This is a genomic window from Monashia sp. NPDC004114 (assembly GCF_053603855.1).
Genome location: NZ_JBSGGK010000013.1, coordinates 1 through 16,584 on the forward strand (window position 1 = coordinate 1; position 16,584 = coordinate 16,584).

The 16,584-nt window shown below is 72.4% G+C and carries 12 protein-coding genes and 1 pseudogene; 7 read left to right on the forward strand and 6 right to left on the reverse strand.

The window, feature by feature from the left end; genetic code table 11:
• The 6 genes and pseudogenes from ACWEOW_RS16455 to ACWEOW_RS16480 form a co-directional block, all read right to left on the reverse strand.
• A pseudogene (locus ACWEOW_RS16455) lies at nt 1–184 on the reverse strand (hypothetical protein); the annotation flags it as partial.
• A 92-nt stretch (nt 185–276) separates the two neighbouring features.
• On the reverse strand, nt 277–1,119 hold the full coding sequence (locus tag ACWEOW_RS16460) for a hypothetical protein (RefSeq protein WP_452270422.1): 843 nt from the start codon (nt 1,117–1,119) through the stop codon (nt 277–279).
• 241 nt (nt 1,120–1,360) lie between these two features.
• Entirely contained in the window at nt 1,361–1,936 is a 576-nt protein-coding gene (sigM, locus tag ACWEOW_RS16465; protein WP_452270301.1) for an RNA polymerase sigma factor SigM, read from the reverse strand.
• A gap of 2 nt (nt 1,937–1,938) precedes the next feature.
• Entirely contained in the window at nt 1,939–4,059 is a 2,121-nt protein-coding gene (locus ACWEOW_RS16470; RefSeq protein WP_452270302.1) for a protein kinase family protein, read from the reverse strand.
• Nucleotides 4,060–4,128: 69 nt separating this feature from the next.
• A complete protein-coding gene (locus ACWEOW_RS16475; RefSeq protein WP_452270303.1) occupies nt 4,129–6,459 on the reverse strand; it encodes a DUF6049 family protein in 2,331 nt (776 codons plus the stop codon).
• A 62-nt stretch (nt 6,460–6,521) separates the two neighbouring features.
• A complete protein-coding gene (locus ACWEOW_RS16480) occupies nt 6,522–7,007 on the reverse strand; it encodes an NUDIX hydrolase (RefSeq protein ID WP_452270304.1) in 486 nt (161 codons plus the stop codon).
• A gap of 136 nt (nt 7,008–7,143) precedes the next feature.
• Here ACWEOW_RS16480 and ACWEOW_RS16485 point away from each other — a divergent pair, with 136 nt between their 5' ends.
• From ACWEOW_RS16485 to ACWEOW_RS16515, 7 genes are all read left to right on the forward strand, one after another.
• Nucleotides 7,144–8,613: a CCA tRNA nucleotidyltransferase gene (locus tag ACWEOW_RS16485; protein ID WP_452270418.1), complete on the forward strand. Its 1,470-nt coding sequence runs from the start codon at nt 7,144–7,146 to the stop codon at nt 8,611–8,613.
• A gap of 155 nt (nt 8,614–8,768) precedes the next feature.
• Nucleotides 8,769–9,296, forward strand: coding sequence for a hypothetical protein (locus ACWEOW_RS16490; RefSeq protein ID WP_452270305.1), 528 nt, complete (start codon nt 8,769–8,771; stop codon nt 9,294–9,296).
• 10 nt (nt 9,297–9,306) lie between these two features.
• Entirely contained in the window at nt 9,307–10,890 is a 1,584-nt protein-coding gene (locus tag ACWEOW_RS16495) for a hypothetical protein (RefSeq protein WP_452270306.1), read from the forward strand.
• Between the two features lie 97 nt (nt 10,891–10,987).
• Nucleotides 10,988–11,587 (forward strand): hypothetical protein, encoded by a 600-nt coding sequence (locus ACWEOW_RS16500; RefSeq protein WP_452270307.1) that lies wholly within the window; start codon nt 10,988–10,990, stop codon nt 11,585–11,587.
• Entirely contained in the window at nt 11,584–12,396 is an 813-nt protein-coding gene (locus ACWEOW_RS16505; RefSeq protein ID WP_452270308.1) for a PP2C family protein-serine/threonine phosphatase, read from the forward strand. The genes ACWEOW_RS16500 and ACWEOW_RS16505 overlap by 4 nt, the downstream gene beginning before the upstream one ends.
• 2 nt (nt 12,397–12,398) lie before the next feature.
• The gene (locus ACWEOW_RS16510) at nt 12,399–14,747 is read left to right on the forward strand and encodes an FHA domain-containing protein (protein WP_452270309.1); all 2,349 of its coding nucleotides are present in this window, start codon (nt 12,399–12,401) and stop codon (nt 14,745–14,747) included.
• A complete protein-coding gene (locus ACWEOW_RS16515; protein WP_452270310.1) occupies nt 14,744–16,492 on the forward strand; it encodes a protein kinase domain-containing protein in 1,749 nt (582 codons plus the stop codon). The genes ACWEOW_RS16510 and ACWEOW_RS16515 overlap by 4 nt, the downstream gene beginning before the upstream one ends.
• The last annotated feature ends 92 nt before the right edge of the window (nt 16,493–16,584 follow it).

Consider the following 16,584-nt stretch of genomic DNA (forward strand, 5'->3'; position numbering starts at 1 on the left):
CCTCGAACACCAACGGCTCCAGGTTCGCCCGCGCGGCATACACCCCCGCGGTGTACCCGGCCGGGCCGGAACCGATGATGATCACGTTGCGGACGTCGGACATGTGGGCTGCTCCTCGGGGATGCTCGATGTGCAGCCCGCGGCGGCCACCGACCTGGTCGTCGGCCGGGCCTGCGGACTGCATACGCCTCAACCGATCCTAAGCGCTCGTTGTTCCCCGGCTGGTCAGGCGCCGGACTGCAGGTGGACGCTGGGACGGGCGTCGACTCGTGGGACTCAGGGGACCGGCGTGGCGTCTTTCAGGATGCCGGGCTGGCCCTCAGCGCACGAGCGCTCGACGGCCCAGGCCGTGGTGGTGCCGCCGCGGGTGACGACGACGATGGCCGCCGGCCGCCCCTCGAAGGTGGCCAGGTCGGCGGAGACTGTCGAAGGATCGCTCACCCCGAGAGCGGACAGGCACGACTGGAGGCCGATCGGGGTCGCGATCGGGCCGAGGTGGGGCGCCTCGGCGGCAAGGTCCTGCAGCGGGGCGCCGGGGTGGTCGAGCAGTCCGCGCGCCTGGCTTGCAAGATTGCCCGAGTCGTATGACGTCGTGCTGAGCTGGATGTGCGGCGTGCCCGCGGCCTCGGCGCCCGTCGTGACCAGGACGCTCGGTGTCTCGCGTGGAGTCGCTGGAGTCCGGGGCCGGGTCGTCGAGGTGATGCTGTCACCGACGACCGCGGCGCCGTTCGGTCGCTGGGTCAGGTGCAGGGCGGAAGCACCAACCGCGACCACGGCCGCCGCGGCTGCGACGGCCGCGGCCAGCTGGAGCGGACGGGGGCGTCGGTTGCGCACCGGGAACGCGGTCACCGTGCCGCCGGACATGCCGGGGGTGCCGGGCGTACCGGGCGTACCGGGCGTACCGGGCGTGGGACTGGACTGGGCGTTCGGCATCGCGCCGGGCACGGCGCCGCGCGTCGACAAAGGCCCGGGGTCGACGCGGAGCCGGGCCTCGTGGGCGATCGCCGCCGCGATGCGCTCGGAGACCTCCTGCGGCATCGGGGACGGGGCGGGAGGCTGGGCCAGGAGGGCACGGACCTGTGCCTCGACCGCCGGGTCGAGTTCGGGGGACTGGTCCACGGGAGGTCCTTCGGGCTTTTCGTTCATGGTCGTGCGGGCGGTGCGGGCCGAAGGTGTGAGGGAGTCAGCTCGGGCCTGCAGGGACGCCGCCGGGCAATGTCGAGCCGGGAGGCTGTCAGTCCCCAGCATGCGTGAGACCGGCAGCCGGATCCGGTATGCCGGACGCCCGAGGCTCCGACGCACGAACCCCCGCCTGTGGTTCCCGCGAGTCGCGCCCTTTTAGAAGGGCCGGACAGCGCGGTCACTCGACCGACTGCGGCGGCGCCGGGGCGGGGACCAACCCGAGGTGCTGGGCCAGCGCCGCGCGGCCTCGCGCGCACCGAGACTTGATGGTCCCCTCGGCGACGCCGAGGATCGCCGCCGCCTCTGCGACCGGCACGGCGTGCATGTCGACCAGCACGAGGGCCGCGCGCTGCCCCTCGGGCAGCTTGGCCAGGGCCTCCTCGATGTCCAGGCGCACCTCGGTCGAGGAGTGGTCGTCGTGCCGGTCGGCGAGCTCGTACTCGGGCAGCTCGGTCGTGGGCCGACGACGGCGCAGCCGGTCCAGGCACGCGTTGACGATGATGCGGTGCAGCCAGGTCGTGACCGCCGCGTCCCCGCGGTAGGAGTCCGCTCTCCGGAAGGCGGCGATGAAGCCGTCCTGGACACAGTCCGCGGCGAGCTCCGGGTCGCGGACGGTGCGCAGCGCAACCGCCCACATGCGGTCCTTGTGGCGTCGGAACAGCTCCGCGAACGCCTGATCGTCGCCCTCGACATGGAGTCGAAGCAGATCCCGGTCGCTCAGCTCGGCGATCGGGGAGGCCGCCCCCGGGGGCACGGTCAGCGCACCGTCACTTCGTTGATCTGGGCGCGGTAGTGGTTCGGAGCCTCGGCCGGCGCGGCCTTGGTGACGAAGACGATGATCTGGCTGGCCGGCTGGAGGTCGTGGTCGGCCGTGATCGTCACGGCGCCCTCGGCGTTCTTGGCCGAACCCACCTTCTCGGCCCCCGCGCGGGTCCCGCTGTTCGTGGCGTAGACGGTGGCGTTCTGCTTTGCCGGCAGGAAGAGGTCGACCTCCTTGACGACGGTCGGCGCGCTGAGGGTGAGGATGAGGCCGAGGCCGTCCTTGCCGCCGTTGTAGTCGGCCGAGCCGTACCAGCGTGAGCGCCAGCCGGTGCTCGTGTCGCCGTCGAAGGCCTTGCCGGCCGACTGGTCTGCCTCGGTGCCGTCCTGCTCGTCGTAGCCCTTGCCGCTGACGATCGTGACAGGCCCTGCGGGTGGGGCCTGCGTGCTGCTCGGCGGAGCCTGGGTCGAGGTGCCTTGGGCTCCCGTGGTGCCGCTTCGGGTCTGGGTCACCGTGATCGTCTGCCCGGCCGCGGGCGGGCCGTCGTGCTGGCCGATCTTCGCGACGTTGTTGACGCCGATGATCAGGGCGAGGACGACGAGCACGCCGACGATCGCGAGCGCGATCCGCGACTGCGGGCCGCTCGGGGCGGGTGGGTTGCGCCCGAGGCCCGGCAGCGGCGGCTCGAGCCGGGTCGTCGGCGACTGCTCGAGGGCGTCGGACAGACCGATGTCCTCCCCCTCGAAGTCGTCGTCGTGGGAGCGGCGCTCCGCGGCCCGCGCTGCGGCCTTGTCGGCAGCCGCGCGGGCAAACGAACCGACGCGGTCACCGATGGCGCTGGCAACCCCGGCCGCCGCGGCGCCGGCCGCCGCGACACTGCCGGTGCGGGACTGGTCGGAGTCCTCCTCAGGGTGGCCCGGCCGACCCGAGCCGATGTCGAAGCGCTCGAAGAACATGGTGTTCGTCATCGGATCGCCTGGCGGCGCATCGGCAGAGGGCCCTGCGGCGCCTCCGCCCGCCCCGGCGCGACCTGCGGCTCCAGCGGGAGCACCGGTGCCGGTGCCGAGGCCGCCACCCCGGCTGGCGGCGCCCAGGCCCGCCGCCGCAGCACCGGCCGCGGCACCGGCCGCAGCGGCACCGACCGCACCCGCAGACCGACCCGGTCCAGACGTCCCGGTCGACCCCGCCGTGCCGCGGCCGCCGCCCGACCCGGAATGAGCACCGGGCCCGGAGTAGCCCCCGCCGGTTGCTGCGGGCATGACCCGCGTCGGGTCGAACTCGTCGTGGCTCCGGGCGAACCCGATGCCGGTGCCGCCGTGAGCGGCCGGCGGGGCAGTCGACCATGGCGCGATCTGGAGCGCGAGGTCACCGGGTGACACCGGTCCGCGGTGGCTGCTGCCCAAGGTCATCCGACAGATGAGGTCGAGGTCGTTGGGCACACCGACCGCGATCTCGGACGGGGCCGCGACGCCGCCCACGATCGTCGGGGCGGGCTCCAGGCCCACCGGGCCACCCGCCGGAATCAGCCCCGTGTCAACGGACACCAGGGGCCAGCGACCGGTGAGGCCGGCATACGCGATCTTCACCAGGCCGACGGCGTCGGCGCGCAGTGCGCGCTCCTCGGAGATACGGTCCGCCCCGGTCAGAGCTGCCTCGGTCGCCAGGCCCCGCACCTTCACCTCGCCGTCGGGCAGCCGCAGGACACTGCTCGGTGTCAGCGCCAGATGGTGCAGCCCGCGGTGGCTGGCCTTGTCGAGTGCGGTCGCCGCCTCGCCGGTGAGCCGGCGCACCTCGTCAGCTTCGATGCCACCGGACTGGAGCAGGTGCGACAGCGGCATGGCGCCGGTGAGCGGCTCTTCGACGATGAATCCGACGCCCTGGTCCGTGCCGACATCGAGCACCCGGACCAGGCGCGGGTCCTCGATCCCGGCGGCTCGCCGGGCGGCGTCGAGGGCCCCAGCGGCGACCGATGCAGAGGCCGGGAAGCAGACGACGGCGACCTCGCGCTCGAGGGTATGGTCGTTGGCGCGCCAACGCTCGTGATGGGCGCCCTCGGAGGTGCGCAACGTCACGACATAGCGGCCGCCGAGGACGGATCCGGGTCCGACTCCCTGCACGTGCGTCAACCTCCCTCGTCCGTGCGAGCCCGCGTCGAATGTGGTTTGTCGTCCACATCCTAGGCTGAGTCAGTCGTCATCCCGATTCTCTGCGGCCTCGTGCGCAGCAGTCACCGCCTCGATGTCACCGATCTCGTCGATGCGTGACGTGCCCTTGAGAACGGTCCTGGCGATGCCGAAGACGAGCACCAGGACGACGAGAGCGCCGCCGATCCAGTAGATCGCGCCGTCGATCGGGTTGGCCGAGACCGCGATGTCCGCGGGTGAGCCGATCGGGGTGCCGTCGGCGGTCGTGAGGTAGGCCTTGATGACGGCCTTGCCGGCCGCGACCGCGGCCACCTCGACCGGCACGTTGGTGCGCGACGAGGGCCCGATCGAGATCGGGCCAGGCTGCTCGACGATCTGGATCCGCGGGTCCGTCGACACGAGCCGGAGCCGGATGTCGTCGACGGCATAGTCGAGGCCGTTGGCCACGGTGATCGGGAAGGTGCCGCTCTCGGCGAGGAAGTTGACCCGCCGCGGCACGACGCGGATGGCGCTCGTGGCCGCCTTGATCTCGGCGTCGACCGAGGCGGCGAGCTTGGCCCACGACTCCGGTTCGTAGCGCCAGCGGACACTCGCCAGCTCGTCGAGGACCTCGCGGTACGTCCGCTCGAACTCGTCGCCGTTCTCGAGGACGTCCGCGACGCTGAGCAGTGTGTCACGCTGAGTCGCCATGCGGTCGAGGCGCTGTGCGTTGAGCACCGGGGGCGGAGCGGCCGAGGGCACCGGAGCGGCCGGCTTCTGCTGCTCGAGCGCCTTGTCGTTGCCGTCGTCCGTGAGCAACGAGGCCGGGTCGACGACATCGAGCCACGGCACGTCGGTGGTGGCCGCTAGGAAGGTGGCGAGGGCATCGGCGTCGGGGTCGTAGGTGCGCGGTGCGGTCACGAGCACCGAGCGCGCGGTGCCGGCTCGCTCGCCCAGCAGGACGAGGGTCTCGGCGAGGTAGCGCTGGATCGGCAGGACCGGGGTCGGGTCCGATCGCTTGGGCAGCAGGGCTGACAACCTGGGGTCGTACGCGAGCAGCCGGGTGCCCGAGGCCGTCACCCGGCGCGCCGTGGGGGTGTACGGCGAGGCCTTGCTCACCGCCGGCTGGCTCACGATGATGCCCGCGGGCTTCTTCACCGTCGTGCCAGCGAGGAGCCGTTTGACTCCCTGCTCGCGCCGGTCGGGCATCAGCCCGTCGACGGGCCAGACGATGTCGCCGCGGGCCTTCTGTCCGATCCGCTGGCCGACCGCGCTCGATCGGCTGACGAGGTCGCGCACCAGGGTGTTGGCCGGATCGGCCGAGACGGCGGCCGCGATGTCGGCATCGGCATAGGGGAGTGCCCAGATGCTCCGGCCGTGCAGCTGGGCCGCGAGGCCGTCACCGAGGCTCTGGATCTCGACCGCTGCTGCCGAGGGCGGGGTCGTCTCGCCGGTCGGGGGTGTTGTCGAGGGTGTCGCCGGTGTCGCTGGCGACGCCGGCGACGTCGAGGTCGCGCCCGGCTTGTCCGGCGACGTGGTGCCAGCGGGCGGGGTGCCCGTGGTCCCCGAGGTGGCCCCAGGGGTCGAGCCCGTCGAGCCGGAGGAGTCTGTGGGCGTTGCGACCGGCCCGAACACCGACGGGTCGACCGCCAGCGTGACGGGACTCCCGTCGGTGCCCGTGACGATCCGCTGGACCCGGGAGTCGGGGCCGATGGCCTGGTTCCAGGCCTGGACCCGGGTCGCGTCGCTGCTGGAGAACAGGTCGGTGGCCGGGTCGAGCGTGAGCGGGAGCACCGTCGCGATCTGGAGCGGGATGTACTCCTTGCGGTTGTTCCACGCGACGAAGGTGCGGGTCATCCCGACGGGCTGGGTCGCGCCCTGCTGCACCACCTCGACCGAGATCGGCAGAGCCGCGAACGGGAGGTCGGTGTAGAGGTCACGCCACGGGATGGTGACGGTGAAGGGCGTGCTCTGTCCCGCCGGCACCGTCGTCAGGCTCTGGGTCGCCACCGTGTGACCCGAGGTCGGGGTGCGGCCCGAGGCCCAGGCGTCGAGCGCGTCCTTCTGGTTCACCGTGACGTCACCGCGGACCACTCGCAGCCGCGGCCCGGACAGCGGACCGGTGAGCGGCGCCGTGACGGTCCCGGTGATCGTCAGGTCCGTGCCCGCCTTGACGACGGTGGGCGACATCGTGTCGAGGACGATGCGCGCCACATCCTTCGCGGGGGTCACCGCCGCAGGCGTCCGAGGAGCTGCGACCGACCGAGCCAGGCCGGCGGACCCTGCCGACCCGGCCGATGCGGAGTGCTCGCGGCTCGTCGCGAAGGCACCGGACGGCATACCCACGGTGATGGCGACGCCGAGCGCAGCGACGGCTCCCGCGGCAGCGGACACGCAGCGCACGAGGCGGGCCCCGCGACGCCCTCCCGTGCCTGGACGTCGCGACCCCTGCCGGATCACGCGGTCCCTGCCAGCCGGTTCCACGCCGCCTGGGCGATGCGGCGCTCGTTGGGGAAGGTCAGCCTCCGATGGACCTCGTCGAGTCGCATCCATGCGACGTCGATGGCCTCGTGGTCGGGGTCGTTCTCGATGGACAGCTCACCGCCGAGGGCCTCGAGCAGATAGTGGTGCACGAACTTGTGGACCCGCTTGGTCGAGGTGGCGAACCAGTAGTCGATCGTGCCGAGCTCGACGAGGACCCGTCCGACGATGCCGGTCTCCTCGGCCACCTCACGCGCGGCCGTCTCGACAAGGGTCTCACCCGGCTCGACGTGCCCCTTGGGCAGGCACCACTCGATGCGTCCCGCGCGGTTGCGACGGGCGATGATGGCGATGAGCGCCCGGCCGTCGCGGACGTCGACGACGATGCCTCCGGCCGAGCGCTCCTCGACCGCGGGCAGGCGCCTCCCCGGCACATGGCTCGGGGCAGGCTGGGCGCTCACATCGCCACCATAACCGGCGCCGGGCGATGTCCTCGCGTCGTCTGACATCACGCCGCCCCGTCAGGCCGCCTGTGTACGACCGAACGCCCCGGGGTATGCCGCTCACTAGGCTTGGCGCGTGCCTGACCGACCCGACATGCTCGCCCACGACCCCGGCGACGCCGGCCTGCCCCTGCTGCGCGCGGCCGTCGCGCGGCTGGCGCCCGTGCTCCCGCTGCTCACGGAGCTCGGCGAGCGGTTCGCCGCGGCAGGGCACGAGATCGCCCTCGTCGGAGGTCCGGTGCGCGACGCGTTCCTCGGGCGGGTCTCGCCCGACCTCGACTTCACCACGGACGCGCGGCCCGAGGCCATCCTCGGGATCGTCGAGGGCTGGGCGGACACCCACTGGGACATCGGCCGCGAGTTCGGCACGATCGGCCTGCGCAAGGGCTCGCACGTGCTGGAGATCACGACCTACCGCGCCGACACCTACGACCGGACCTCCCGCAAGCCGGAGGTGATGTTCGGCGACAGTCTCGAGGGCGACCTCGTGCGGCGCGACTTCGCGGTCAACGCGATGGCGATCCGGCTGCCGAGCCTCGAGTTCGTCGACGTGCACGGTGGCCTCCCCGACCTGGTCACCCGGCGGCTGATGACCCCGGCAGCGCCCGAGGAGTCGTTCGCCGACGACCCGCTGCGGATGATGCGGGCGGCCCGGTTCGCCGCCCAGCTCGGCTTCGAGGTCGCACCCGAGGTGCGCGCCGCGATGACGACGCGGGCAGAGACGCTCTCGATCATCTCGGCGGAGCGGGTCCGTGACGAGCTGACCAAGCTCGTGCTGTCGCCCCGGCCGCGGATCGGCCTCACGCTGCTCGTCGACACCGGCCTCGCCTCGGTCTTCCTGCCCGAGCTGCCGGCGCTGCGCCTCGAGCTCGACGAGCACCACCGCCACAAGGACGTCTACGAGCACACCCTCATCGTCCTGGAGCAGGCGATCGCCCTCGAGGGCCCTCCTGACGGCCCGCCCGAGTCGGTGCCGGGCCCCGATCTGGTGCTCCGCCTCGCCGCCCTCCTGCACGACATCGGCAAGCCGGCCACGCGCCGCTTCGAGGACGGCGGCGGAGTCTCCTTCCATCACCACGAGCTCGTCGGTGCCAAGCTCACGAGCAAGCGGCTCAAGGCGCTGCGGTTCGACAAGGACACCACCAAGCAGGTCGCCCGCCTCGTCGAGCTGCACCTGCGCTTCCACGGCTACGGCGACGGCCAGTGGACCGACTCCGCGGTGCGCCGCTACGTGACCGACGCCGGCCCGCTGCTGGAGCGGCTCCACCGGCTCACCAGGTCCGACTCCACGACCCGCAACATCCGCAAGGCCCAGCGCCTCTCCCGTGCCTACGACGACCTCGAGCGCCGGATCGACCGACTTGCCCAGGAGGAGGAGCTCGCGGCCGTCCGCCCGGAGCTCAACGGCAACGAGATCGCCGAGATCCTCGACATCAAGCCCGGGCCTGTGCTCGGTGAGGCGTACACGTTCCTCCTCGGGGTGCGTCTCGACGACGGCCCGATCGGCAAGGACGCGGCGCGCGAGAAGCTCCTCGCCTGGTGGGCCGACCGCGACGGCCGCTGACGTCGGTGGTGCCAGGAGGACAACCAGCTGTCCGCTTGGCACCACAGGGCACCTCCACTCTGGGTGGACGGCGGGGAGTTCTCCCCATCGCCGCGGTCGCCGCCCGGCCGTACGCTCGCCACACGCGTGGGCGCGCGTCCTACTCAGGGGGTCAGATGACGACACTGCACTTTCCGAGCCCGCAGTTCCCGGGCCGGCCGCGGCTCGAGCTGACCATCCCGGCGGACTGGGAGCCGGCACCCGCGGCCGCGGCGACACCCGGCGTCGTGCTCGCCGCGCTGCGGCCCCTGCCCGCGGACGAGTTCAAGGCCAACGTCATCGTCTCCGTCGACGAGACCTTCGCCGACCACACCGTGCGAACCGACCTCGAGGGTCTGGAACGGACGGCTGCGCAGCGCCGTGACGGTGCGCTCGGTGAACCGTACGTCCGCAACATCGACGGCGTCACGTTCTTCGGGCGCGACCTCAGCTACGTCGACGCCACTGCCGGAACGCTCCTGACGAGCACCCTCTTCGGGTTCCTGCGGCGCGACGTTGACGGTGGTCTCGTGCGCCTCACGGTCACGGGCACGATCGGCGCGGCCCACCACCGCGCCGACTACACCGCGATCCACGAGGTCATCGACGCCTTGCGGGTGACGCCCGCGGAGGGCACCGCGCCACTTGTCGACGACGAGATCTGACGGGGGAGACATGACGACCTACCGAAAGGGCGCCGACCCGGAGCAGCTCGCCCGGATCGCGAGCAACATCCGGGGTCTGCAGGCCGAGCTCACCCGCATCGAGTCGACCTCCAGCTCCGCGATGGGCGCGATCCAGCGCAACTGGGGCGGGGACAACCTGCAGGCGCTCGCCCGCCAGTTCACGACCACCTGCGTGCCCGGAATCCAGGCGTGCAACGGGGTCCTCGACGCGATGGCGCGGCGGATCGATGACAACGTGCGTGCGCAGCAGGCGGCGAGCGGCGGCGCCGGCGGAACTGCCGGACCTGGCGGGCCGGGAGAGTCGGCTTCGCCCGGCCAGGGTGGGGGGCTCAACGACGTCACCAAGATGAAGGGGAAGAAGCACGACGTCCACCCCTTCACGACGTACACCCACGGGTGGAAGGACACCGACCACGGCGAGCACGAGCACAGCGCCGCCGCCGGATTCACCAAGGACAAGTACACCCACCGCCTGGTCGACCTCGACCAGGACCGTTTCGACCACGAGCGGGAAGCCGCTCGAGACCATCGCACGGTCGACCGGGAGACCTGGCAGGTGCGCAACCGCGACGGCAAGGTCATCGGCGAGGGCTTCAACATCAAGGCTGAGGGCGAGCACAAGTTCGGTGACCCGCCCGGGACCAGGCCGGGCCCCGCTGACCCGAACCAGCCGGCTGGGACCGACGACGGCTCGCCCCCCAAGAAGCCGGGCATCGGCTCCACGCTGCTCGGTGGCGGCCTGGAGGGGGTCAACTGGACCGAGAAGGACGAGCACGTCGACAGCTCGTACACGACGACGTACTACGACGCGAACGGCAATCCCACCGACAAGGAGCACGCCGCCTACTCCCAGATGGGTGGCACGCTCGGCACCGAGACGAAGCATCACACCGAGTACGGCATCAAGGACGGCGCGCTGTACGCAGGCGTGGGGGCCGGCGCGGGGGCGTACCTGCTGCGCGGCTCCGTCGACGGCAACCTCGGCGACCACGGCAGGTACAACGCGAGCGGGTTCGTGGGGGCCGAGGCCAAGGCCGATGCCGGCGTGAGCCTGGGCAAGGACGGGCTGACGGCCAAGGGCAGCGCCGAGGCGTTCGCGGGGGCCAAGGGCGAGGCGGGGGTGGCCTATGACAACGGGGTCTTCGGCGGCCAGGCCGGAGTGAACGCGATGGCCGGGGCGGAGGCCAAGGCCGACGCGTCCCTTGGTATCGGCCTGGACGGCGTCAAGAGCCACGCCGGAGCGTCGGCCTTCGCCGGGGTCAAGGCTGGTGCCGACCTCGGGGCCAACGTCGCCGGGATCGGCGGCACCGCCGGTGGCGAGGTCTACGCCGGGATCGGCGGCCACGCCAACATCGACGCCAACCTCAGCGCCGAGAGTGTCAAGGTCAAGGTGGACGTCGGCGCGGCCCTCGGTGTCGGGGGCGGAGTGAAGTTCAGCGTCGACGTCCAGCCCAAGGAGTTCGTCAACGACGTCGGCCACGGCCTCGGCCAGGGTGTCGAAGGAGCGGGCCACGCGCTCGAGGGTGGCTTCAGGGCCACCACCCACACGGTCGGCAAGCTGTTCGGCTGGTGATCGGCGCCCGGCTAGACCACATCTGACACCGTTCATCCGTAATGGTTGACTGGCGCACCGTCCCCGCCTTCGACGGGAACGACCGAAAGGACCACCGATGACCACCGTCGCCTACCCGAGCGCAGACTTCCCGGGGCTGCCGTCCGTCGCCCTGGAGGTGCCCGAAGACTGGGAGCCCGCGCACGCACCGGGCACGGCGATCGCGGCGAAGCTGCCGCGAGAAGGGGCGTTCGCACCGAACGTCGTGGTCAGCATCGAGCAGTGCGGCGCCGGCTTCCGCGTCGAGGAGTCCCTCGACCAGATCGCGAGCATGGCGACGTCGCGCGGTGGCACGGTGTCCGAGCCGTATGCCGCTGACCTCGCGGGCGCCGAGTTCGTCGGGTGCGACGCCACCTGGCCGGACCCTGACGTCGAGACGGTCCTGCAGGCGAACCTCTTCCACATCGTGCGACACGCAGCGGGCCGCGCCGGAGGCGGTCCCAGTGCGAGCGCCGGGGGTGCTGTCGCCCCGACGGACGCGCAGCTGCCCGGTGCGGCATACCTCGTGCAGCTGACCGGTGCGGTCGGTGGGCCGGGCGCGGAGGCCGACTACGAGCTCATCCGGCAGGTGCTGACCACGGTTCGGGTGACACCGTGGAGCGCCGAGGGAGCGGCCACGGACGCAGGTCCGTCCAGCGACGCAGGGACGTCCGCATGAGCACCGCGATCCCCGTGCTCAGCGTCGGCGTCGCGACCGACGTGGGCGCGGTGCGGGCGCACAACGAGGACGCCGCGCGGGCCGAGGCTTTGGTGTTCGTCGTCGCGGACGGGATGGGTGGCCACGCTGCCGGGGAGGTGGCGAGCCGGATCGCGGCCGACACCGTCGCCGAGCTCTCGTCGCGGCCGGTCCTGCAGGTGCACGACATCGTGGCGCAGGTCGGCGAGGCGAACCGACGGATCCTCGAGTCCGCCGCGAAGCACCCCGAGCAGACCGGGATGGGCACGACGGTAGCGGGGCTGGCCGCGGTCTCCGTCGGCGGACAGCGGCACTGGGCCGTCTTCAACATCGGCGACTCACGCGTCTACCGGTGCCTCGACGGCGAGCTGACCCAGGTGACGGCCGACCACTCCGAGGTGTGGGAGCTCGTCGAGCGCGGCGCGCTGTCTCCTGAGCAGGCGCAGCGGCACCCGGGCCGCAACGTGGTCACCCGCTCGCTGGGCCGCGACCCGATGGGCGTGGTCGACACCTGGGTGTTCCCGCCCTACCCGGGCGAGGTCTTCGTGATCTGCTCCGACGGTCTGTCCAACGAGCTGACCCGTGAGCAGATCGAGGCGGTGCTGGCCGGGCACGGTGACGCCGAGGCCGCCGCCGCGGAGCTCGTGCAGCGGGCTGTCGCGGCCGGAGGGCGTGACAATGTCACTGTCGTTGTCGTCGCCGCGCAGGGCCAGGACTCCGACACTGACGTCGACGAGGACACGGCGCCACGCGAGATCGTGAACGGCTCGTCAGGGGAGAGCAGGTCATAGACGTGAGCCGCCCGTCCGTTGTTGTCGAGCGGGCCCCCGACGGCTGGACGCACATCGGGGGGCCCGGCATGCACCTGCTCATCGGCCTCGACGAGGACGATGAGCGCACGCTGACCGCCAGTGATGCCGCTGACGGCGGCGACCTCGACGACGTCATCGAGACGCTCACCTCGGGCGGGATGCGCACGGCGCACCACTTCGTCGGGGTCCACTGGGAGCCCGCGACGCGCGTCGTCGCCTTCGGCCCGGTCGCCGCAGTAGTCACGCTCGCAGACGGGTCGGTGCACGAGGTGCGCGCCATGAGCGGCAAGGTCTGGACCGACCTCGAGCTCCCGGAGCAACCCGAGCGCGTCGTGCTTCGTGTCCTCGACGAGACGGAAGCCAACGACCCGGTGCCGCCTCAGACGCTCGCGGCCGCCCTGGGCGGCGTCAGTCTCGCACCGGAGTCGTCGCCGTATGCTGCCCAGCTCGTTCCCGACGCGGACGCGAGTCCCATTGTCGTGCAGGCTGACTCGGTTCCCGCGGTGAGCTCAGCCGAGAAGGGGGCCGCGCTGGTGCGTGGCTCCGATGCCGATCTCGCAGCTGATGACGTCGATGGCGACGTCGATGGCGACGTCGATGGTGATGTCGAAGGCCAGCCTCGCGAGTCCGGGCCACCAGGGCTCCCGACGTTCGGCTCACCGACGCCTTCCGAGGCACGCGCGGGCGGTTCGGCCTGGGGTCGCAGCTGGGCACACCCGTCCGAGACGCCGGACCCCGCGCCCGTCCCACCCGACGACGGTCGCGCAGCTGCCGGCACTCGACTCCGGTCCTGGGCGAGCGCCGCACCCGCGGTTCCGGTGCGCGCCGCCCGCCCGGATCCCGGTCCGGCGGACCCCGCCCGACGAAAGGGCGATCCGGCGCCCGTCGGATCCGGGGCGGCGCGGGCTGAGACGCCCGTGCCGGCAGCCGAGATCCACTCGGTGCCGTCGGCCCGGGTCGATGAACCCGGCGACGTCGAGTCGACCTGGACGGCCCGCCCCGCTGTGGAGCCGGAGTCGGCTCCCGTCCCGGTGATGGACCGGACCCCCGAAGACTCGGCACCCGCGGCGCCGAGCTACGACTACCTGTTCGGCCACACCGTCGCGGTCGACGAGCACCGCCGGGTGCTCGCGGAGCTGAGCCGGGAGCAAGGCCCGCACGACGACGACACCAGCGACGCCAGCGACGCCAGCGACACCGACGACACCGAAGACCCGAACCACACTGCCGTGGGCGCGCCCGGCGACAGGGGGCGGCCCACCGTGCCCGACGTCGCGGAGGCCGCCAGCCCAGCGGTGCCGAGCGTCGCTATCGCGCAGACCGGCGCAGCACCCGAGGAGGCCAACCCACCGCTCCCTTCGGGCCTGAGCCCCGGCCCCGCGCCGGGCTCGCAGGCACCCCCTCAGCCATCCCCTGCGGCCAGCGGCCTGATCTCGTCGGTGCCGTGGGCCACCTCCGCGGCGGCCGCACCCACGCCGGAGGCGCCCACGCTCGCGGCGCAGATGTCACCGCCCGCCACACCGGCATCGGGTCCGCCCACTGCGACGGAGCTGCCGAACAGCGTGCCGGCGCCACCTGAGCCGGACGTCGATGTCCCGAGCTTCGCCGGACGGCATACCCCGCCGCCCACGCCGAGCCTGCTGCCTCCCTCGATGACGCCAGCACCCACGGTCACGCCACCGGCGCAGGTGTCGACGGTGCCGCCGCAGCCGCACCAGCCCGGGCCCGAGGCGCGGGACTCCGGGGTCGACGGCGTTGCGGTCAGCGTCGACCAGGGGAACACGGACGGGGACGACGCCGAGCTCACGGTCGACCGCAGCGCCCTGCTCGCGGCCCGGCAGGCGGTCATGGGCGAGCCCTTCTCCGGCCCGGCGGTGCTCGCGGTCCTGTGCAGCGCTGGGCATCCGACACCGCCACACGGTGAGCGATGCCGCGTCTGCGGTGGCGGCATCCCGCCGCAGGAGGCGTTCACGATGCCCCGCCCGCCGCTGGGCGTGCTCCGGCTCTCCACCGGTGACGTCGTGACCCTCGACCGAAGCGTCCTGCTCGGCCGCGCACCGAAGCTCGGCGAGGGTCTGACGGCAACAGACCGGCCGCACGTCGTCAAGGTGCCGAGTCCGGAGCGGGACGTCTCGCGCAACCACGTCGAGGTGATCCTCGAGGGCTGGCATGTGCTCATCCGGGACCTGGCGACGACCAATGGCACCACGGTGACCCTTCCGGGGGACAGCCCCGTGCGGCTGCGCGCGAACGACCAGCAGGTGCTCGAGCCCGGGTCGGTCGTGTCGATGGCCGACGAGGTCTTCTTCACGTTCGAGGCGGCACCGTGAGGAGAGGAGCACCGCCCAAGATCCCCGGGCTCGTCTTCGTCCAGCCACTCGGCTCGGGAGGGTATGCCGACGTCTTCCTCTACGAGCAGCAGTCGCCGCGGATGCCGGTCGCCGTCAAGGTGCTCAAGTCCGACGGCCTCACCGATGCTCTGCGCGGCCAGTTCGTCGAAGAGGCCGACACCATGGCCCAGCTCGGCGACCACCCCTACATCGTCCAGGTCTTCCGCTCAGGCACGTCGGAGGACGGGCGGCCGTACCTGGTCATGAAGTACTACCCGCCGCCGAACCTCGCCACGCGGGCCCGCACCGAGCGCTTCACCGTCGAGGAGGTGCTGCGCACCGGCATCCAGCTCGCCAGCGCCGTCGAGACCGCGCACCGCGCGCACATCACGCACCGCGACATCAAGCCCGCCAACGTCCTCGTCAGCGCGTACGGTGCGCCGGGGCTCACCGACTTCGGCATCGCCGGACGCGGTGCCCGGGATGGTGATGTCGAAACCGAGGCGACCGACGACGTCGGCGTCTCGGTGCCATGGGCCCCGCCCGAGGTGCTCTACGGCCAGAGCAACGGAGACGTGAGGTCCGACGTCTACTCGCTCGCCGCGACCCTGTGGCAGCTGCTGGTTGGGCGCTCGCCGTTCGAGGTCCCTGGAGGAGACAACTCGGCATACGCCCTCATGCCGCGCATCCGGAGCACGCCACCGCCGCAGACCGGCCGACCCGACGTCCCGGCTGGACTCGAGCGGCTGCTCGCCCAGGCGATGGCCAAGGACCCCGTGCGGCGTCCGGCGACCGCGCTGGAGCTCGCCCGGTCGCTCCAGGCGGTCGAGCAGCAGCAGCGCCTCGCCCGCACCCCGATCGTCGTGCTCGACGAGCAGGGTCACACCACGCTCGTGAGCCAGACCCAGGGCTCGCCCACCGGGCCTGCGGTCGACGAGGACCGCACCCGGATCAAGGCGCCGCAGACCGTTGTGGCCCAGCCGCCGGCCACGATGTCTCCCGAGGCGGCTGCCCTGGCGTCCGCTCCAGCGCCGAGCCGGCCCGAGGACGAGACCCGCCGGCGCTCCGACGCATCCGGCCCGCGCCACTCGCCTGACCCGATGACCAGTGCGACGGCCCCCTCGGCGGGGCAGGGTGCGCCGCTGCGGCCCGCCGCCACGACCGACCCGACGACGAGCAGAACCGCGCCGCTCACACAGCGGAGCGGGGACGCTGCGGATGCTGCCGAGCTGGCGACCGTTCGCCGGGCGACGGCGGTGGCAACCGCCTCACCCGCCGCCCCCGAGCGCACCACTGGTCCGCGGCCGACGGTGCTCTGGGGACTGGCCGGCGGTATCGCCGTGCTTCTCGGGATCGTGGCTTACCTGCTGCTGCGGCCCCAAGGCGGCGACCCCGCGACGGCGGCCGGGTCGAGCCCGAGCCACACGGTGACGATGCCCGGAGACGACAGCGCCATCGGCGACGGAGTGTTCGACAAGCCCGTCGTGTCGACGATGTCGGGCAAGGAAGCCGTCACCTTCCGCTGGACCTACCCCCAACCGTCGACGAAGGACACCTTCCGCGTCTCCTACGGGCCGACGGTGTCCGACGCGTCGAACCCCGACCGGGCCCGTCTCGCGGCAGCCGGTGTCCCGACCTTCACGGTGCGGGCCCCTGCGGGCACCCAGGTCTGCGCGACGGTGGTCGTCGTGCGGGCCGGGCAGGCCTCGCCGGGCTCCGTCCCAGAATGCGAGACAGCCCGGTAGACAAACAACTCGAAGCCACCTGAATCGACCGTAAGGTAACGAGGTCTGGTCTCGTTGTCCGCGGGTGTGTCTGGGCACCTGCGCCATGGCCT